Source organism: Granulicella pectinivorans (genome assembly GCF_900114625.1).
Taxonomy (GTDB): Bacteria; Acidobacteriota; Terriglobia; order Terriglobales; family Acidobacteriaceae; genus Edaphobacter; species Edaphobacter pectinivorans.
In genome coordinates this window covers 1559750-1576574 of sequence record NZ_FOZL01000001.1, presented here as the reverse complement: position 1 = coordinate 1576574, position 16825 = coordinate 1559750, and the positions used below count along the sequence as shown (strand labels likewise).

The 16825-nt window shown below is 64.9% G+C and carries 8 protein-coding genes; all 8 read right to left on the bottom strand.

Annotated features, from left to right (window positions below; genetic code table 11):
* Positions 1-93: 93 nt before the first annotated feature.
* The gene (locus BM400_RS22770; RefSeq protein WP_281245488.1) at positions 94-3615 is read right to left on the bottom strand and encodes an outer membrane beta-barrel protein; all 3522 of its coding nucleotides are present in this window, start codon (positions 3613-3615) and stop codon (positions 94-96) included.
* 291 nt (positions 3616-3906) lie between these two features.
* Positions 3907-7554, bottom strand: a complete 3648-nt coding sequence (locus BM400_RS06280) for a hypothetical protein (RefSeq protein ID WP_089837664.1) — start codon at positions 7552-7554, stop codon at positions 3907-3909.
* Positions 7551-9554, bottom strand: coding sequence for a vWA domain-containing protein (locus tag BM400_RS06275; RefSeq protein ID WP_089837661.1), 2004 nt, complete (start codon positions 9552-9554; stop codon positions 7551-7553). The genes BM400_RS06280 and BM400_RS06275 overlap by 4 nt, the downstream gene beginning before the upstream one ends.
* Entirely contained in the window at positions 9555-10442 is an 888-nt protein-coding gene (locus BM400_RS06270) for a DUF58 domain-containing protein (protein ID WP_089837658.1), read from the bottom strand. It lies immediately after the preceding gene.
* A complete protein-coding gene (locus tag BM400_RS06265; protein ID WP_089837655.1) occupies positions 10442-11455 on the bottom strand; it encodes an AAA family ATPase in 1014 nt (337 codons plus the stop codon). The genes BM400_RS06270 and BM400_RS06265 overlap by 1 nt, the downstream gene beginning before the upstream one ends.
* A gap of 8 nt (positions 11456-11463) precedes the next feature.
* On the bottom strand, positions 11464-13623 hold the full coding sequence (locus BM400_RS06260; protein ID WP_089837653.1) for a tetratricopeptide repeat protein: 2160 nt from the start codon (positions 13621-13623) through the stop codon (positions 11464-11466).
* Positions 13620-14540 (bottom strand): hypothetical protein, encoded by a 921-nt coding sequence (locus BM400_RS06255; RefSeq protein WP_089837650.1) that lies wholly within the window; start codon positions 14538-14540, stop codon positions 13620-13622. Before BM400_RS06255 ends, BM400_RS06260 begins: the two co-directional genes overlap by 4 nt.
* Complete coding sequence (locus tag BM400_RS06250; RefSeq protein ID WP_089837649.1) at positions 14537-16798, bottom strand: glutamine amidotransferase; 2262 nt, start codon at positions 16796-16798, stop codon at positions 14537-14539. Before BM400_RS06250 ends, BM400_RS06255 begins: the two co-directional genes overlap by 4 nt.
* Positions 16799-16825: the final 27 nt, after the last annotated feature.

The window sequence follows — 16825 nt, the reverse complement described above, 5'->3', positions numbered from 1 at the left end:
ACCAGCGGCTGCAAGTGCATGGGCCGGAAGGACCCGTAAACGGAACGAGCCTGCCGCAACGTGGCGCCGCGGCAGGCTCGGGTTGGTGGAGGGTTAGAAGGTCAGCTTCGCGCCGGCCTGGAGGACACGTGGTCCGCCGACGCCGTTGACGTTGCCGACGCCGCTGCCGAGGGTGCCGGTAACGCGGCCGAGGGTGCTCCCAAGGGTCGCCGAAGGGTTGGCGAACTGCGGTGTGTTGGTCAGGTTGAAGGCATCCGCACGCACCTCAAGATTGGATTCCCGGAAGATGGGGAAGGCCTTGAAGAGCGACAGGTTGTTGCCGAAGTCCGCCGGTCCGCGGAACTGGTTCCGTTGCGTGTTGCCGACGATACCGGTTGCGGGAGCCGAGAACACCGAGGGATCGAACCATGACACATTGCCGGCGCCGGTCCGCGCGTGGGTCACGTGGTAGGTTCCGTTCATGTTGACGGTCTGCGCGGTGCCCGGCGTGGGGCTGCTGGTGGTGATCGTGAAGGGCGAACCGGTGACGGCCGTAACGATCGCCGACGCCTTCCATCCGCCCAGCGCGTACACCAGAGGACCGTGGTTCAGGTACTTCTTCCCACGGCCGAAGGGCAGCTCGTAGGTGACGGTCTGCGCGTAGTTGATGGTGCGGTCGAAGTCGAGCACCGTGTAGTTGCGGCGCAGGTCGCCCGCGAAGAAGAGCAAGGCGCCATCCTGTGCGCCGGTAACGTAGCCCTGCGCCTTACTCCAGGTAAACGCCGAGGTAAAGGCAAGGCCCTTCGTCATGCGGCGGATAAGCTGCACCTGCAGGGACTGGAAGTTGTTGGACGTGCCCATGAAGTACTGGGTGACCGCAGCGGTTTTGCCGAAGGCGATGTTGAGCGGATCGGACGTACCGCTCTGCCCATACACGCGTGGCTGGTTGATGTTCTGCGCCACGCTGATGCGCGTGCCGTGGTTGGCCACATAGGCGATCTGCAGGGACAGGTTCTCCGGGAGAGCCTGCTGCAGCGCCACGTTCCAGGAGGTGACGTAGGGATTCTTGAAGTCCTTCGGAATATAAAGGTTCGCGAGCCCGATCGTGCCGTTGGCGGCGCTTTCGGTGAGCGTTCCGTCGGATCCGAAGGCGATGGTCGGCGTCGCCGGAATACCCGTGACGAAGTTGACGTATCCACCCGCCGGATTGAGAGCTGCACCGTAGGCCGGCGTGTTGTTGTAGGCGGTGCTGGTCTTGATGGGGTAGTTGTAGGCGTAGGTGTTATCCACGAACGGAACGTAGCTGACGCCGAAGCCGCCGCGGATGACGAGCGAGTCAGTCGCGCGGAAGGAAGCGCCAAGGCGTGGAGCGAAGTTCTTGTAGTTGGACTGCATGCCGAGGTTGGAGGGATTGCCGGCAACGCCCGCCATAATCAGCTTGTTGGTGGTGGGATCGTAGTTCACGAAGCCGCCGGCCTTACGCGGCGTCGCAGGGGGATAGAGTTCGTAGCGCAGGCCCACGTCGACCGTGAGCTTGCTGGTGGCCTGCCACTTGTCGGAGACGAAGAAGAAGAGCCAGCTCTGGCGATAGGCCGGGAAGGTGCTGTTGGTGTCCTGTCCGACTTTGTTCGGCACGCCGAACAGAAGGCTGGCAATGTCGTTGGCCTGGCCCGTAGCCGCTCCGTTGAAGGAGGTGGCGCCAGGAGCGGACGTCTGGTTTTCGGAGAAGTAGAACTGCCCGGCGGCCGCATTGTTGTTTCCCTGCAAGAGATCGTCGCGGATGCGGCGAATGTCCGCGCCTGCCTTCAACTGGTGGTTCTTGATGATCTTGGTCCAGTTGTTGGCGACGTCGATGTTGGATTCCGCACGCAGCCAGGGCAGCGAAGCGGAGTAACCGATGAGGGGGCCGTTGAAGTTGTTGAGCGTGAAGGCGACCTGACCGCTGGTGGTGAGGGTGTTGTTGGTCCCGTTGGGCCCGTTGCCGGGGATGCCCAGCGTCTTGGCGTCGTTCTGGCCATAGTCGGTCTGCGTGGCGGAGTTGCGGAGGTGAGCGACGCCGGCGCGAACCTCGGTGAAGAGGGTGGGCGAGAAGGTGTGATCGTAGTTGCCGCCGGTGCTGTACGCGGTGGCGACACCGGTGGCTTCGAACCCGCCGCCGCCGGCAGGGCCGCCGAGGAAGGAGCCGAAGACGGGAGCCTGGAAGGTATTCGTCGTCTGGTGGCTGAACCGGCCGCTGAGGTGATCCTTCTGCGAGATGGCGTAGTCCGACTTGATGTCGTAGCTCCACGCATCCTTATGGAAGGGAAGGTTGGACGAGAAGTTGTTGGAGATGACGCCGGAGGTGTACTTGGCGGCGGAGAGGTTGGTCGCCGGATTCCGCGAAAGCGCATCCAGCATCGTGAGCACCTTGACGCTGATGGGGCTGATGCCGGGGTTGTTCAACGGGATAATGTTGCCCGCGAAGGGCGTGCGGCCGGTGCCGCAGTTGTTTGCCGTTGCGCCGCTGCCGGTGCAGTCGGCCGTATCGCCGGTGTTGGGGTCGTAGACCTGTCCGGAGTAGCCGGACAGATTGAGGGAGTTGTTGACCACGTTGTAGTAGGGCACCGAGGTGATGTACGTGGTCGATTCGTGGTCCGAGGTGCGGAGGATGTCGCCGAAGATAAAGAGCTTGTCCTTGAGGATAGGACCGCCGAAGGAGCCGCCGCTGTAGTTGTAGACCAGGCGTCCGTTGGGTCCGGTGGCGAAGTAGTTGCGGGCGTTGACGCCGTTGTTCTCCATGGAGTGGAAGGCCGAGCCATGGAACTTGTTCGTGCCCGACTTCAGCGTCACGTTGACGACCGTGCCGACAGCGCGGCCAAACTCAGCCTCGAAGTTGTTGGTCGTGATGTCGACGTTTGCAATGGCGGCTGCCGGCGGGACGAGGATGATGTGAATGCCGGTGCGCTGATCGTCGTCGATACCTTCGATCTGGTACAGGTTCACATAGGTCGACTGGCCGTTCGCGTTGGTCGAGATGTCGTTGTTGGCGTTGAAGAACTGCGAGTTGTTGAAGGTCAGCGGCGCCATGCCGGGGACGGTCTGGAGCAGGGACTGGAAGCTGTTGCCGCTCGACAGGGGCAGATCGGCGATCTGGCGCTGCTCGATGTTGGTGGAGATGTCGGCGCGGTCGGTCTGGAGGAGCGGCGGAGCGGCGGAGACGGTGACGGTCTCGGTCGTGCTGCCGGTGGCCAGGGTCAGATCGATACGGTCGGTGGTATTGGTCAGCAGCGAGACGTTCTCCTGCGTCTGCTTCTTGAACCCGTTCGCGGTCACCGTCACGCTGTAGGTTCCAGGCGGGAGGTTGGGCTCGGTGTAGTTGCCGCTCTCGTTGGTGACGGTGCTGTAGGCGGTGCTCTGCCCGGTGAGGACGATGGAGACCTGCGCTCCGGCGACAACCGCTCCGGTGGCGTCGGTGACGGTGCCGACGATGGTGCCACTGACGGCCTGTGCCATCGCCCGATGGCCGGCCATCAGGGAGGTCAGCAGGAGCAGGCAGAGCCCTGTCCCCTTGCAGAGGGTTTGAGCAAACGCGGGACGCAGGAAGCGATGCAAGGTTTGCTGCTTGATTTTGCGCTGGGTTGATTCGAAGAATTTCATGTCGTTGCCTCTCAAGTTGACTGCCTACCCGGGTCTCTGCGGCGCTGGACCCGTACCACCAAAAACATACGCGCCGTGAACCCGGTCATTGTTTGAACAGCCACGGAACTTAGGCTTTCCGGCGCATGACTGTCAAGAGAAAGCAGCAATTTGAAATCGATTTTGTTACAAATCAGTCATTCTTCAGCTTTTTGGCACCTGCTGGAACGCGACCGGTGGGGCCTCGCAGGGGCCGGAGCGCCTGCGATTTCAAATGAGAGGGCGTTTCTTTAGGGAATCGGAGGACTGGAGTTATTGGCCTTTGCCAAGGCGCCGATAGTAGTCGGCCACGGCATCCTGGTAACCGGCGGGGACGGAAGGGGTCTTGCCGGTGCGGACCTGGCCTTTGGGGGCGTCGGCATGGCGGGAGAGCTGGAGCTCCAGCTTGTCCACGTCGGCGAGGACCTGGGTGTGGAGGGCCTCGACCATGGCGGGGTTGCCGGGGAAGCGGGAGGGGTCCAACTGCTGCATCTCCTTCGCGAGATCGGCGATCTCCTTCAGGGCCGCGGGGTCGTTCTTGGCGGCGGCCCGGAGCTGGTTGAGCTCCGTGAGGCCTTGGCGGATGACGCGCTCGGAGTCGGCGGGGTTGGTGCCCCGGTCGGCTTGCCGGACGCGCAGGCCGGTGTACGCGTAGGTATTGTTGCCGGTGTTGAGGTTGCGGTCGGCCGGGCCGCCGTCGCCGCCGCCCTGACGCTGCCGGTTGCCGAGATCGCCGGTGTTGGCCCCGGCTTGCTGCTGGCCGTCGCCTGTTTGCTGCGGGCGATTGCCTGTTTGTACTCCGCCGCCCTGCTGCCCGTTGCCCTGCTGCTGGCCACCCTTCCCTTGCTGCCCCTGCTGCTGTTGTCCCTGGCCTTGTTGTCCCTGGCCTGCGCTCTGCCCGGGGTTCTGGGCACGGCCCAGCCGCTCAATCTCGCTGCGAAGGCGACCTACGTGATCGAGCGCAGCGATCTGACTTCCCTGCCCCGGCTGCCCACCCTGCCCGGGCTTGCCGGAAGCTTCGGAGGCGGCTCCCTGCTGCGCCGCGCGGAGCTGCTGGTTGAGGTCCTTGAGGTTCCTGGCGATCTCGGCCTCGGTGCCGTTGGAGTTGGGGTCGATGCCGCGGCGGAGCCAGTCGGCGGTGCGTTGCACGCGGTTGTCGAGGTCGGACTGGTCCATCTGGCCGAGGGCGTCGCGCAGCCTGGAGGAGGTGCCGGGCTGAGTCGAAGCCATCTCCCGGGCCGTGTCGCGGAGCCCCTTCTGCAGATGGCCAAGATCGTCGGAGAGGCGCTGGCGGTCTTCGGCGAGCTTGTTGCGCTGCTGCATGCGCGTGGCGTACTGCTCCGCCGTCGCGCTGCCGGAGGTCGCGGCCTGGTTCTTCAGGCTCTGAATGCGGTTGGCTTGCGCGGCCTCTTCCCTGGCGATGCGGTCGGCCTCGCGGGAGAGCCCATCCAGCTTGCCGGTGGCCTGTTGCTTCTGGGCTCCGCCGAGCAGGTTGGTCGCTTCCTTAAGCTGTTCGGCGGCCTGCCGCGCCTGGGCCTGCGCCTGTTCCGGTCCGCCCTGTCCCTGCGTACCGGCGCGACGCATCTCTTCGTTGGCGGCGCGCAGCCGGTTCAGGGCCTGCGTGACGCGGGGGTCGGCGTTGCCGTCTTTGGAGCTGTTTCCGGCTTGCTCGCTGGATGACCCGGAGGGCTGTCCCTGCCCGGACTGGCTGCCGTTGACGGCGTTTTGTTGATTCTTTTGCATCTGCTCCATCTGCCGCTGCAGCTCTTCGGCCTCGCGACGAAGCATCTCCTGCTGCCACCGCTGCTGGAAGGTCTGCGGCTTGTTCTGTTGCTGCTGGGCGATCTCCTCCTGACGCTTGGCGAGAGCATCGAGCTTCGCCAGGGCATCGTCGACTTTCTTGGCTTGTTCTTCGGAAGCGGAACCGGTCTGTGCGGTCTCGTACTGGTTCTTCTCCGTGTCCATCTCGAGATCGAAGAGGCTGGCCAGATCGCGCCCGGCGCCGCCTCCACCACCGCCGCCGCCCCCCTTCTGCCCAAAGGCGACCTGGATCTTGCGGAAGGTGGCCTCCGCGCGGAGAAGCGCCTGCAGGGCCTTTTGCTCGTTCGGCAGGGCCTCGGGCCAGGACCTGGCCTTGAGCTGCTCGGAGGAAGGCACCATGGCAGTGGCGGCGATCTGCATGTCCTTCTCGAAGCTGGTGAACTCCTCGTTGGCGCTGGCCAGATCGCGGCTCTGCATGCGGCCGGAGAGCGCAAGGGCCTGCTCACGGAGCTTGTCCTGTGCCTCCGAAAGCACCTTGCCCATATCCGCGTTCTGCTGGGGGGTGGCGGTCTTGTCGTTCTGCTGCTTCCAGGTAGCGGCGATCAGCTCTTTTTCGCGGCGCGAGATGTCGGTCTGGTTGCCCTGCTGCTGGCCTCCACCACCGCCACCGCCGCCGCCCGCCTGCGATTGGGAGAACTCGCGCTCGAAGGGGTCGGCCTGGATGAAGCTGATCTCGGTCTTCGCCTCCGCGTGCGCGTCGCCGGCGGTAGCATAGAGCGAGATGACGTCGCCGGGGGCCATCTTGAAGTCTTCGAGCTTGAGCGTCGTGGTGGCTTTGCTCGTCTTGGCTCCGGCGTGGTCGAGCAGCGGGACGGTCTGCTCCGTGCCGCCGTTGACGGAGTAGTGCAGTGCCATATTCCTGAGGCCAAACTCCGCGTTGGCGCGCACGCCGATGGTGACCTCTTCAATGGGGCTGGCCTTGTAGTCGGCTCCCGGGCGCTCGATGGCGATCTCGGGGGGCGTGGCCTTCGAGGTGGAGATGAAGTAGTCCTCGGAGAGCCGGACCGGCTGGTCGTGATCGATGGCGGCTACGTGATAGGCGCCGTCTTTGGTCATGACGACCGTGCCTCGGTAGCGATTGCCTTCGAGAGGAGTGAGGTGCAGAGGCTGGCCTCCGTCCAGCGAAAGTACGCCGTCTTTCAGGGGGCTGTCCATCACGACGGTCAGGTCGGCTTCGGTGCCTTCGAGGGCGCGGAGGTCGCCGCCATGTTCTTCCGAGACGGGCTGCATGCCGGTCCATTTGGGGTAGCGGTAGGTGACCTCGATCTGCTTGACGGCAGGGAGATCGACCACGCGGAAGTGAAAGTGTTTGGACTCAACCGGCCCAGCGGCCACGTAGTACTCGACCGAGTCTGGGAGGCCGGTGAAGAGGAACTGAAAGCCCGAGCCACCTTCCATGGGCTGCATGGGAACAGGGTCCCACTTGCCTGCGTTTCGGAAGCGGGCGAAGAGGCTGACCTTCGCGCTGTCGAGGCCGATCAGTTGGGCGGTGACCATCTGGTCGGAGTTGCGGCGGACCGCCTGATCCCCGGGAGTGACGCGGATCTCGTACAGGGGTGCCAGGTCCTTTTTGGGACCGGTCCAAAGGAGCGAAGCGCCATAGCCGACGGGGCCGGGGCGGGCGATGACCAGCCACCAGAGGACGCCGGTGCAAAGGACGGCAGCCGCGACAAACGCCGCGAGGTAAGCCTGCGGGATGAGGTCCGAGGCCGGAGCTTCGGCGGTGAGCGTGAGGGTATCGGCGGCTAACAGGTCGAGGAAGGGGTCGTTCGCCGCCTCGCGCTCGGCGAAGGTAAGCAGCCGCTTGTCGAGCTCCGGGAAGCGGGCCTCGGCGCGGTGGATGGCGCGCGCTCGTGTGAGGCGCACCAGGGGCCATGCGAGCGCGGCGGCGGCGGCGACGAAGAGCGTCGCGAAGAGAGCCATGCGCGCCGGGGTGAGGGCCGTTGCCGGGAAGGCGTAGTGGTTGAGCAGAAGGGCGAAAACGATGGTCGCGAGGAGTGCGGTGCCGGTGACGATCGCAGCTCCGCGTAACCCGGCGGCAAGACGCAGCCGCTTCTGTATGGCTTCGATATAGAGGTTGAGCTGTATGCGCCGGCTCATGCTTCCTCCCGCTGCGTGCCCAGATACCGGCTGGCGACGATGGACTCCGCGACCGCTGCGGCCAGTACGAAGAGCATAACCCACCACCACAGGCTGGACGCTGTGTTTTTCTTCTCGGCAGCGGGGGCGGGGCTGGTGGACTGCGACGGGGCGTTGCCGCTCCAGAGGGCGAGCGTATCGGCCGGGATGGGTTTGAGGGACGACTCGCGTGGGTCGGGATTGACGGCGACAAGGGTCTCGCGTCCGCTGGGGAAGCGGATCTGATAGAAGCCGGACTGTTTGAGCGCGAGGGTCTGGACGGTAGACTCTTCGGCGAGGGAGAGGGGGCGTTTCCCGTCGGGGCCGATGACGACGACCGCCGCGGGGCTGGTGGGTCCGGTGGACGGACTGCGGAGTGGCACGAAGCTGTCGACGAGGCGTGGGCCTGCGGTGCGCTCCATGCCGGCGAGGGAGCGAGCGGTGCGGTCGACAAACGCAACAAACTCCGGATGCAGAGGCAAGTCGTTGGTGACGTTGTCGAGGCCGGAGGTGAAGAGCAGAATATGACCCTGGCCGATCTGCTTGTCGAGCAGCAACGGGGTTCCGTCGGCGAGTTTGGCGAGAACCCTGGCGTTGTCTTGAGGAACAACGGACGCATAGAAGAACTGCACGTCAGGCCATGGATCGCGCGTAGCCGGATGGGCGGCGTCCATCTGGGCAGCGGTCGTGAAGCCCCCCGCGCGGGTGTAGTAGCGGCCCTCGGAGACCGTCGCGTTGTAGACGGGGATCCGCTCGCGGTGGGCTCCGGCAGCGCCCTCGGCGATGAGGACGCTGCCTCCGCTCTCGATGCTCTTGGTCAGGTTGTTTTCGAGCAGCGATGGGATCGACGGCACGTCCGAGAGAACAGTGAAGGCGTAGCGGGTGGGGTCGGCATCGGCCGCCTGCTCGGGCGTGATCGGCTGCAGAACGAACGACGCCTGCGCCGCAGCGGCGAGGGCTGCGCCGTAGTAGAGCGGCGAGCGCGTATCCGACGCCTGATGCACGAAGAGGACGCGCTCCGGGTCCGCGCGCTTGACGGCAAAGAGGCTCTGATCATCTGCGGGGAAGCCATCCGCGCTATCGATCCGGACAGCGCAGCGGCTCTCGCCGAACGGGACGTCGAGCCCCTCGAAGGTGATGGTCGCGCGCCCACCGGCGGGGACGTCGATCTGCTTCGTCGCGGTGACAGTGCCGTTCACCACCAGCGAGATGGTGCGGTGGGCGGCGGGGGTATTGTGACCGGCGATGACGGCGACGACATGAGCCTTCTTCGGATCGACGAGCTGCGCGGGGGCTTCGACGGACTCGATGGTCCAGTTCGGCACGGCGTTGGGCGCGAGCGGATGCAGGATGAGCGAGACGTTGCCCGGCATGACCATATCGGCGAAGTTCGCGGGCATATTCGACTCCTGCATGTCGGAGAAGAGGTGGAGCTCGATAGGGGTATGCACGGTCTCGGCAAGGGCACGGATGCCGCGGCCCAGCTCCCCGAAGCTGCTGTGACCGTCGGCGGGAGCGATCGCGTCGATGGCTGCGGTGAGCTGCGCCTGATCGGTGATGGGCTGAGTAAGGATCGACAGATCGCCCGCGAGGAGCATGATCTGCGCGTGCTGCGAGCCGTGGCGCTTGGCGAGGACTTCGAGGGCTTGCCGTTTCGCGTCGGCGAGACGGGTGCCGGCGCGCATCGAGAAGGAGTCGTCAACGGCCAGGACCAGGAGGGTTTCGCTGGCAGAGGCGGAGGATCTGCGGATGAAAGGGTTGGCGAAGACCAGGGCGAGGAGGATGACCAGCAGAGCCCGCAAAGAGAACAGGAGCAGGTAGCGCAGGCGGCGGTGACGGGTGGAGCTTTGCGTGCCGCGCTCGAAGAACATCAGCGAGCTGACCGGGCGCGGCGTCGTCGTGTGACGGCGCAGCAGGTGGAGGAAGACCGGAAGTCCCACCGCCGCCAAACCTGCCAGGAACCATGGCGCGAAGAAGCCCATCTAGTTGCCTCCCGGACGCAGGTGCAGGTACTCGCTGAGCGCTTGGTCGAGCGGCCGGTCCGTGACAAGGAGATGATAGCCAAGGCCCGCGGCACGCGCCTTCTGCTGCATCTGCTCCAGATGCGCGTCCAGGCGGCGGCGGTACTCGCCCTTGATGTACTCGGGGATCACCTCCATCCGCTGGTCGGTCTCGAGGTCGACGAGGATGGAGGGGCCGTTGAGCCTGGGCTTGATCTCGCCGGGGTCGAGAAGGTGGAAGAGCACGACCTCGCTCCCGTGAAAGCGCAGCGGCTCGATGGTCCTGATGACCGTCTCGGGCTCTTCGTAGAAGTCGGAGATCACGATGACGACACCGCGGCGGCGCAGCATCTCCTGCAGATGCTGCAGCGGCTTGGCGAAGTCGGTGCGCGCATGGGGCTCGGCGGCCTCAAGCCCGGCCAGCAGCCGCGGCAGTTGGCCCGTCCGCGTGCTTGGCCGGATGGAGTTGCGCACCTCGTCGTCGAAGACGATGAGTCCGGCGGGGTCGCGCTGGTTATGGATCGCAAGATAGAAGAGCGACGCGGCCACATAGCGCGCATAGTCCATCTTCGAGACGGCGTGCGAGGCGAACTGCATGGAGTTCGACGCATCGAGAAGGACGGTGAGCTGCGAATTCGTCTCACCGCGATACCGCTTCAAATAGGTGCGGTCGGTGCGGGCGTAGAGGTTCCAGTCGACGTGGCGGAGATCGTCACCGGGGGTGTAGGGGCGATACTCCGCGAACTCCTGCGAGAAGCCGAAGTCCGGTGAGCGGTGCAGACCCGCCACGAAGCCGTCGACGACCGTCTTCGCGATGAGGTCGAGCCCGTTGATGCGGGCGAGCACGGCTGGGTCGAGGAAGCGCTGCATTAGCTCTCCCTGGGCGGAGGCATGTGGGCCAAAAGTCGACGCAGGATCTCGTCGGTATCGATGCGTTCCGACTCAGCGTGAAAGTTGAGCAGGATGCGATGGCGCAGTACAGGGATCGCGAGAGCAGTGATGTCCTCGTACGTCACGTGGTAGCGTCGACGCGAGAGCGCACGGGCTTTCGCAGCCAGAACGATGAACTGCGCGGCGCGGATGCTCCCGCCAAAGTTCACGTACTTCTTGATAAAGTCCGGCGCGTTCTCGCTCTTGGCGCGCGTGGCGCGGACAAGGTTGACGACGTACTTCGCGAGCGACTCGGCGATGGGAACCATGCGGACCAACTCCTGAAAACCCAGGAGTTCCTCCGCGTTGGTGACGGCCACGACTTTGGGCGCGCGAGTGGCCGTGGTGAGATCGACGACCTTGAGCTCATCGGCGGCGGAGAGGTAGTCCATCATCGCGTTGAAGAGGAAGCGATCGAGCTGCGCTTCGGGCAGCGGATAGGTGCCTTCGAGCTCGATGGGGTTCTGCGTCGCCAGCACGAAGAAGGGCGCGGGCAGCTTGTAGACGTGACCGCGCACCGTGCAGGAGCGCTCCTGCATGGCTTCGAGCATCGCGGCCTGGGTCTTGGGCGGGGTGCGGTTGATCTCGTCGGCGAGGACGACGTTGCCGAAGATGGGCCCTTGCACGAAGGTCCATGTGCGGTGGCCGGTCGTGATGTCTTCTTCGATGATGTCGGTGCCGGTGATGTCCGAAGGCATCAAATCGGGCGTGAACTGGATGCGCTTGAAGGTGAGCCCAAGCGTCTCCGCGATCGTCCGGACCATCAGCGTCTTCGCCGTGCCGGGCATGCCGGTGATGAGGCAGTGGCCACCGACGAAGAGGGCGATGAGGATCTGGTCGAGGACATCGTCCTGCCCGACGATGACCTCCCGGACCTGCTCGAGGATGCCGTCGCGTACGGCGCGGAAGCGTTCTACGCGTTGTTCGAGATCTGCGGTGGTGCTGGTGTCCATGAGGGTCCTCACTTCTGCTTGAGCTGAACGAATAATTTCTGTGCGGGGCGGAAGCCCGGTGCAGCTTCGAGTGCGGCGAGTACGCTCTCTTCCGCCTTGTCTTTGTTGCCTGCAGCCAGGTAGGCCTCGGCCAATTCGTAGTGGGCCGTCGCCTGATCGAGTGGCTTGAGGGCCACGACAGCGGCGAACTCGCGGACGGCGTCCTCGTTGTGGGCGAGAGCTAAATCAAGCTCGCCGAGATGACGGTGCAGCGACTCGTCTTCGGGGTAGATGTAGTTGATACTTTCCAGCGTGCGGGCGGCGGCGGCTTTGTCGCCCTGCTCTTCTTCCAACGCGGCCAGCCTCGCGAGAGCCTCAGGACTTTCGCCGCCCATCGTCGCATAGGCTGCCAGCGTCTTGATGGCTGCGGGTTTGTTGTTGCGGGCGAGCTGCGCGGCGGCCAGCATCTCGTAGGCGTTGGCGTCGCCCACATACTCGGGATACATGGCGATGACGTTGGGAGCGGTCTCCAGCGTGATGTCGTCGTCCTTCACCGCTGCCAGCGCCTTCAGGCCCTTGCGCCATGTGTCGAAGTTCTTCGCGCGGTCGCCGACCTGCTTGTCGAGCCACTGCATGTAGGCCTTGTCGAACTCCGCCGGAGTAAGCTTCAGCTCCTCTTCGATAACCTGCGGCGTGGGCTTCAAAGCAGCGAAGGAGTGGACCATGTCGAGCAACTTGCCTTCGCCCCAGCGTTGCGCGATATAGTCGCAGATCGACCCGCCCTGGAAGTAGGAGACGATCACCTGCGACGGATACTCCGGGAAAAGGAAGCCCTGATCCATCTGTGACACGGGAAGTAGCTTTCTATCGCGGATGGCGACGAGGACATCGGGGGTAAGCCGGTTGCTCCACTCCGCGTGAGCCTGGCCCTCTTCATGCACGGCAAGGCCCTCGGTAAACCAGCGAGACACACGGTGATTCGTCGCCTGCAGGATGAAGACGTGGCTCAACTCGTGCCACATCGTGGCGCCCCAGTTGAAGTCGCCGGGCTTGCGTCCCGAGGGCGAATCCATGGCGACGACCTCGCCGAAGGTGACGCCCAGCGCGCCCAGCCCGGGCATGCCCATCGTGCGCACCGCAAAGTCTTCGTGGTCCGGGTAGACCTCAAGCTGCACCGGCGCGGGCAGCGTGAGCTGATACTTGCGCTGGTACGTGTCGATGGCCTTGTGGAGCTCAGGCTGGAAGTAAGGCTGGAGCAGCGCAACCTCATTCTTGCTCAGGCGCAGGATGGTGGTCGCGTCCTGAAGGGTGACGAAGTTCTTGTAGCTGTCGAGCAGGCGCAGACTGTTGACCGTCGCAGCGTCGCGCTGGCCGTGCTCGTAGCTGGACGCAAGCAGCTTGAGAGGTTCGTCCTGCTGCCCAAGCCGCATCAGGTTGATGCCTAACTGCGATTGCGCGGCCCAGAGATCGGGGTCGGCGGCGACCGCTTTGCGGTAATACGCGACGCCCTCGTTGTAGCGGCGATTCAAGACCAGGTGATAGCCCACCAGCGCATAGGACTCGCCGTCGTGTGGATCGACGGCCTTGATCCTGGCGAACCATACCGACGGATCGCGATCCGCGAGGATGTCGGCGGCTGCGTGAACCGCCAACGCCTCGAGAGAATCACTCGCAATCGCAAGCGCTTTATCCGCCTCTTCGAGCGCCTCCTGCGGCTTGGCGTTGGCGAGCAGCAGATTGGCGCGAAGCTCATGCGCTTCAGCCAGTTTGGGGTCGAGGGCAAGCGCCTTCGCGGAGTACTCTTCGGCCTTCGAGTCGAAGCCGTCGGCGGAGACGATGGCCATCCCAAGGTAGGCCCGCCCGTTGTTCGGGTCCAGCTTGAGCGCTTCGTGGAAGAGGTCGTCGGCATCCTTGTTATTGAATCGCTCGTGTAGCAGAAGGCCCCAGCGGACGCGGATGTTCGCATTGCCCGGCTGCTCGGCGAGCGCCTGGCGGAAGGACTCGTTCGCCTGTTCCCACTCCCGCAGACCCCAGAAGCCTTCGGCGCGAATCGCCGGATCGGAGGCGCTCGTCAGCGACTGGAAGCAGCGGGTGGCTTCGGCATCTTGTCCATGCTTCTTCAGGTCCCGGCAGTGCTCGGGCGCCGGTGCGGCGAGCAGGAGCAAGGCGAGATGGAGGACGAAGCTCACTGTTCCAGCGCCTCCTGCACGGCTGCCAACGCAAGCAGGGCGTCGGTGAGCTGCTTCTTGTAATCGGCTGGATCCATCGCCGCCTTTTGGTACTTCAGTGCGTCGATCTGTTGCTCCAACTGCTCCTTCTTCGCGAGCAGATCGCGCTTGGCCGGGTCGTTCATCGCGGCCTGCGCCGTGCCGATCCGAAGGACGGTGAAGCTGCTCAGCAATGCTCCCTGACGCCCCTGCTGGGTGCCGATCCGCACTCCTTCGCCACGACCCGTATCCTCGAACACGGCGTGCTCGGTGGCAAGACGCTTCTGCGATTCATAGAACGCGGCGGTCTTGCGTTCGGCGTACTGGAGCGCCTCCATGGCGGAGATGGACTGGCTCTTGTCCGTGTCGGTGGTCGGGTCCTGAAGGGCCTCGGCCCAGTAACGCGCGAAGACGGTGGCGTTCTTCTCCGTGCCGGACTTGGTGGCGGTAATGACGCCACGATTCGCGCGCTGAAGCGTCGAGAGCGCGCCCCCGCTGGCGCTGGTGGTATCGACAACCAGTTGGCGGCGCGTAGGGATGCGGTTGAGGAGTTCGGCGAGTTCAGCCGCGCTGATGTCCGGCCCGGGAAGGTTGAACTTGTACGCGACCCCATCGAAGGTGCCGTGGCCGATGAGCGTGAGGACAAGCTCGTCCTCGGGCTTTGCCTCATGGGCAATCTGCGTCAGGGCTTCGGTCAGTCTTGCCTTCGTCGCCTGCGGGCCGGTGAAGGTGGAGACGTGGTTGCTGGGCGAGGACTGGAACGACTGATCGAGGTCGTTGGCGATGGCCTTGAAGCGCTGCTCATAGTCCGGTTCCCCGCCAAGGCCGGCGACGGTGACATAGTACGTCGCGGCGTGTGCAGGGATGGCAAGCAGCAAAAGCGCCAGGGCAAGCTTCATACGATCCCCCACTTTCTGCGCAGCCACCACTCGCCGGATGCAAGACCAAGCAACAGGAAGAAGATGATCGGCATATTCCAGAGTTCCTTCGTATCGCGCACGGAGATCCCGGCCTCGGAGTAGGAGATCTCCTGCGGGAGCCGGGCGAGCTCTTCCAGCTTCCAGGCGCGGCCGCCGGTCTGCGCGGAGAGCTTGTCGAGCAGGTCGCGGTTCTGACTGGTATGAAAGTCTTCGGCGACGCCGTCGGTGCGCTCCAGCGTCAGGAGGTCGCGGCCCAGCTCCTCCTTGCCGCGCGAGGCCGTGACCTCAATCCCATAGATGCCGGGCTTATCGGCGGTCCAGTCGGCGGTAAAAACGCCGGACTGGGCCGGGACGGGGGCAAGATCGATCAGGGAGGTTTCGTTCTCCGGACCGTTGACGTGTGCGGTGACGTGGGCGTCCGGGGCAGGGTTGAACTGCTTGTCGCGGACGGTCGCCGTCAGAGTCGCATGCCCCTCGTCGTTGAGACGGTCGTTCCCGGCAGCAGCCGAGACCGGCCCCGCGGAGTCTCCGGCGGTCCAGCGCAGGAGCTGCTGCCAGAAAAGATCGTGGCTCGGGTCACCCACGGCTCCAGACATCTGCCAGCGCCAGGTGCCGGAGGTGGCCAGAATCGCGGTGCGGCCATGCCCGTAATTCTGGGTGACGAGCAGGGGCAGCGTGCCGCGCGGGGTGATGCTTTGGGCCAGCACGGTGGCCCCCGGCTTGGGCGTTCCAGGATCCTGATAGTTCATCAGGTAAGGAAGCTTCTTCCAGCGCGCGGCGTTCGCAGCGGGATCATCGACCAGCCGGGTGACGGCGCTCTCGACGCCCTGCGGTGTAAGCTGCGCGGTCGCCGGATCGAGGTGAAAGGTCCCCTTCGCGGCAGGCAGAAACGTGGGCAGCAGGTCGGAGACGCTGCTCGCGTTCCAGCCGCCATCGGTGAGTGCAAAACGCCCCCCCAGGAAGAGCACCCCACCGCCGCGCTGATCGACAAACTCACGCAGCAGCTCCTGCTGCGCGGGCGTCAGGTAGCCCGCCTCGACGGAGCCGATGACGATGCCGTCGTACGCAAAGAGGTCTTCCGCCTTCGAGGGAAAGCCGTCGGCAAGCTCCGCCGGATCAGCGATGCCCTGGCGGTAGATCTTGTTCTCCGTGGTGCGGAGCATGGCGACCACCTGGACGGCGTGGTCGTCCTCCGCCGCGCGCCGCAGGAACTTGTACTCCCAGCGCGGCTCGCCCTCGACGTAGAGGATGCGGCGTTTGTCGCCGGAGACCGTAAGGAGCCGGCTGGTAGCGTTGTTCGCCGTGCTCTCTTCGCCGGCCAGCGGCGTGAGCGACGCCGCGATGCGTTTGACGCCCGCCGGTCCGGCATGGAAGAAGAGAACCTCCGTCTGGACGACGCCGTCAGCAGCGAGCGTGACCTCCTTCGAAGCCAGCAGCTTGTCCCCGTCGCGCAGGGCAAGCGTCGTGTGCTGCCCCGTGTATCCGTACTGCCGGAAGCTGACGTCCGCCTTCAGCCTCGCATCCGCCAGAGCCTTCGAACCAACACTGACCTGCTCCAGCTCGAGGTCGTGCGCGGGAGCCTCGCGGCCGAAGCCGACCGTGTGGACCGGCAGACGACGGTTGCGGAGCGCGCTCAACGTGTCCGCATCGATGCCTCCGCTGTTCTCCGCGCCATCGCTGAGCAGCACGATCGCCCCAACCGGCAGATCGGAGGTCTCCGCGACGATCTGCCGGAGCCCATCGCTCAGGTGCGTGGCGGCGGCGGTGGGCTGCAGATCCGCAGCCTTCACAACACGTCCGGTCGTGCCGTCGATCCGGTAGAGCCGTGTCTGAAAGCGCTTCTGGAGACCACTCAGCACGCCCCCGTCCAGCGCCTTGATCGCCGCAGATGCGCGCGTCTGGCCATTCACGTCGGGGATGGCCATGGAGCGCGAGTCGTCGACGACAAGCGCGATGATGTTCTGCTGCGACTTCAGCTCCGCAACCGTGACCGCCGGCTGCCACAGCAGCAACAGCACAAGCGCCACCAGCGACGCCTGCATGCCCCACACAAGCGCCGCGCGCCAGGTGCGCAGCTTCGGGTCCGCCCCGGGAAGACGCCGCCGGATGAGCCATCCCAGGCCGCCAGCCGCCGCAACGATCAGCAACAGCAGAAGCCACACCGGCCACGCGCCAAGCAGCACCAGTTTTCCCTTGGTGAACACCGGCAGCGGATATTGGAACAGCCACTCAAACATGCATTTTCCTGCGCTTCTACCCGCTGG

Excerpts from the sequence above, each read along its gene's own strand:
- BM400_RS06265 (WP_089837655.1), bottom strand. The coding sequence starts at position 11,455 with ATGGACACCAGCACCACCGCAGATCTCGAACAACGCGTAGAACGCTTC.
- BM400_RS06255 (WP_089837650.1), bottom strand. The coding sequence starts at position 14,540 with ATGAAGCTTGCCCTGGCGCTTTTGCTGCTTGCCATCCCTGCACACGCC.
- BM400_RS22770 (WP_281245488.1), bottom strand. The coding sequence starts at position 3,615 with ATGAAATTCTTCGAATCAACCCAGCGCAAAATCAAGCAGCAAACCTTG.
- BM400_RS06275 (WP_089837661.1), bottom strand. The coding sequence starts at position 9,554 with ATGGGCTTCTTCGCGCCATGGTTCCTGGCAGGTTTGGCGGCGGTGGGA.
- BM400_RS06270 (WP_089837658.1), bottom strand. The coding sequence starts at position 10,442 with ATGCAGCGCTTCCTCGACCCAGCCGTGCTCGCCCGCATCAACGGGCTC.
- BM400_RS06250 (WP_089837649.1), bottom strand. The coding sequence starts at position 16,798 with ATGTTTGAGTGGCTGTTCCAATATCCGCTGCCGGTGTTCACCAAGGGA.
- BM400_RS06280 (WP_089837664.1), bottom strand. The coding sequence starts at position 7,554 with ATGAGCCGGCGCATACAGCTCAACCTCTATATCGAAGCCATACAGAAG.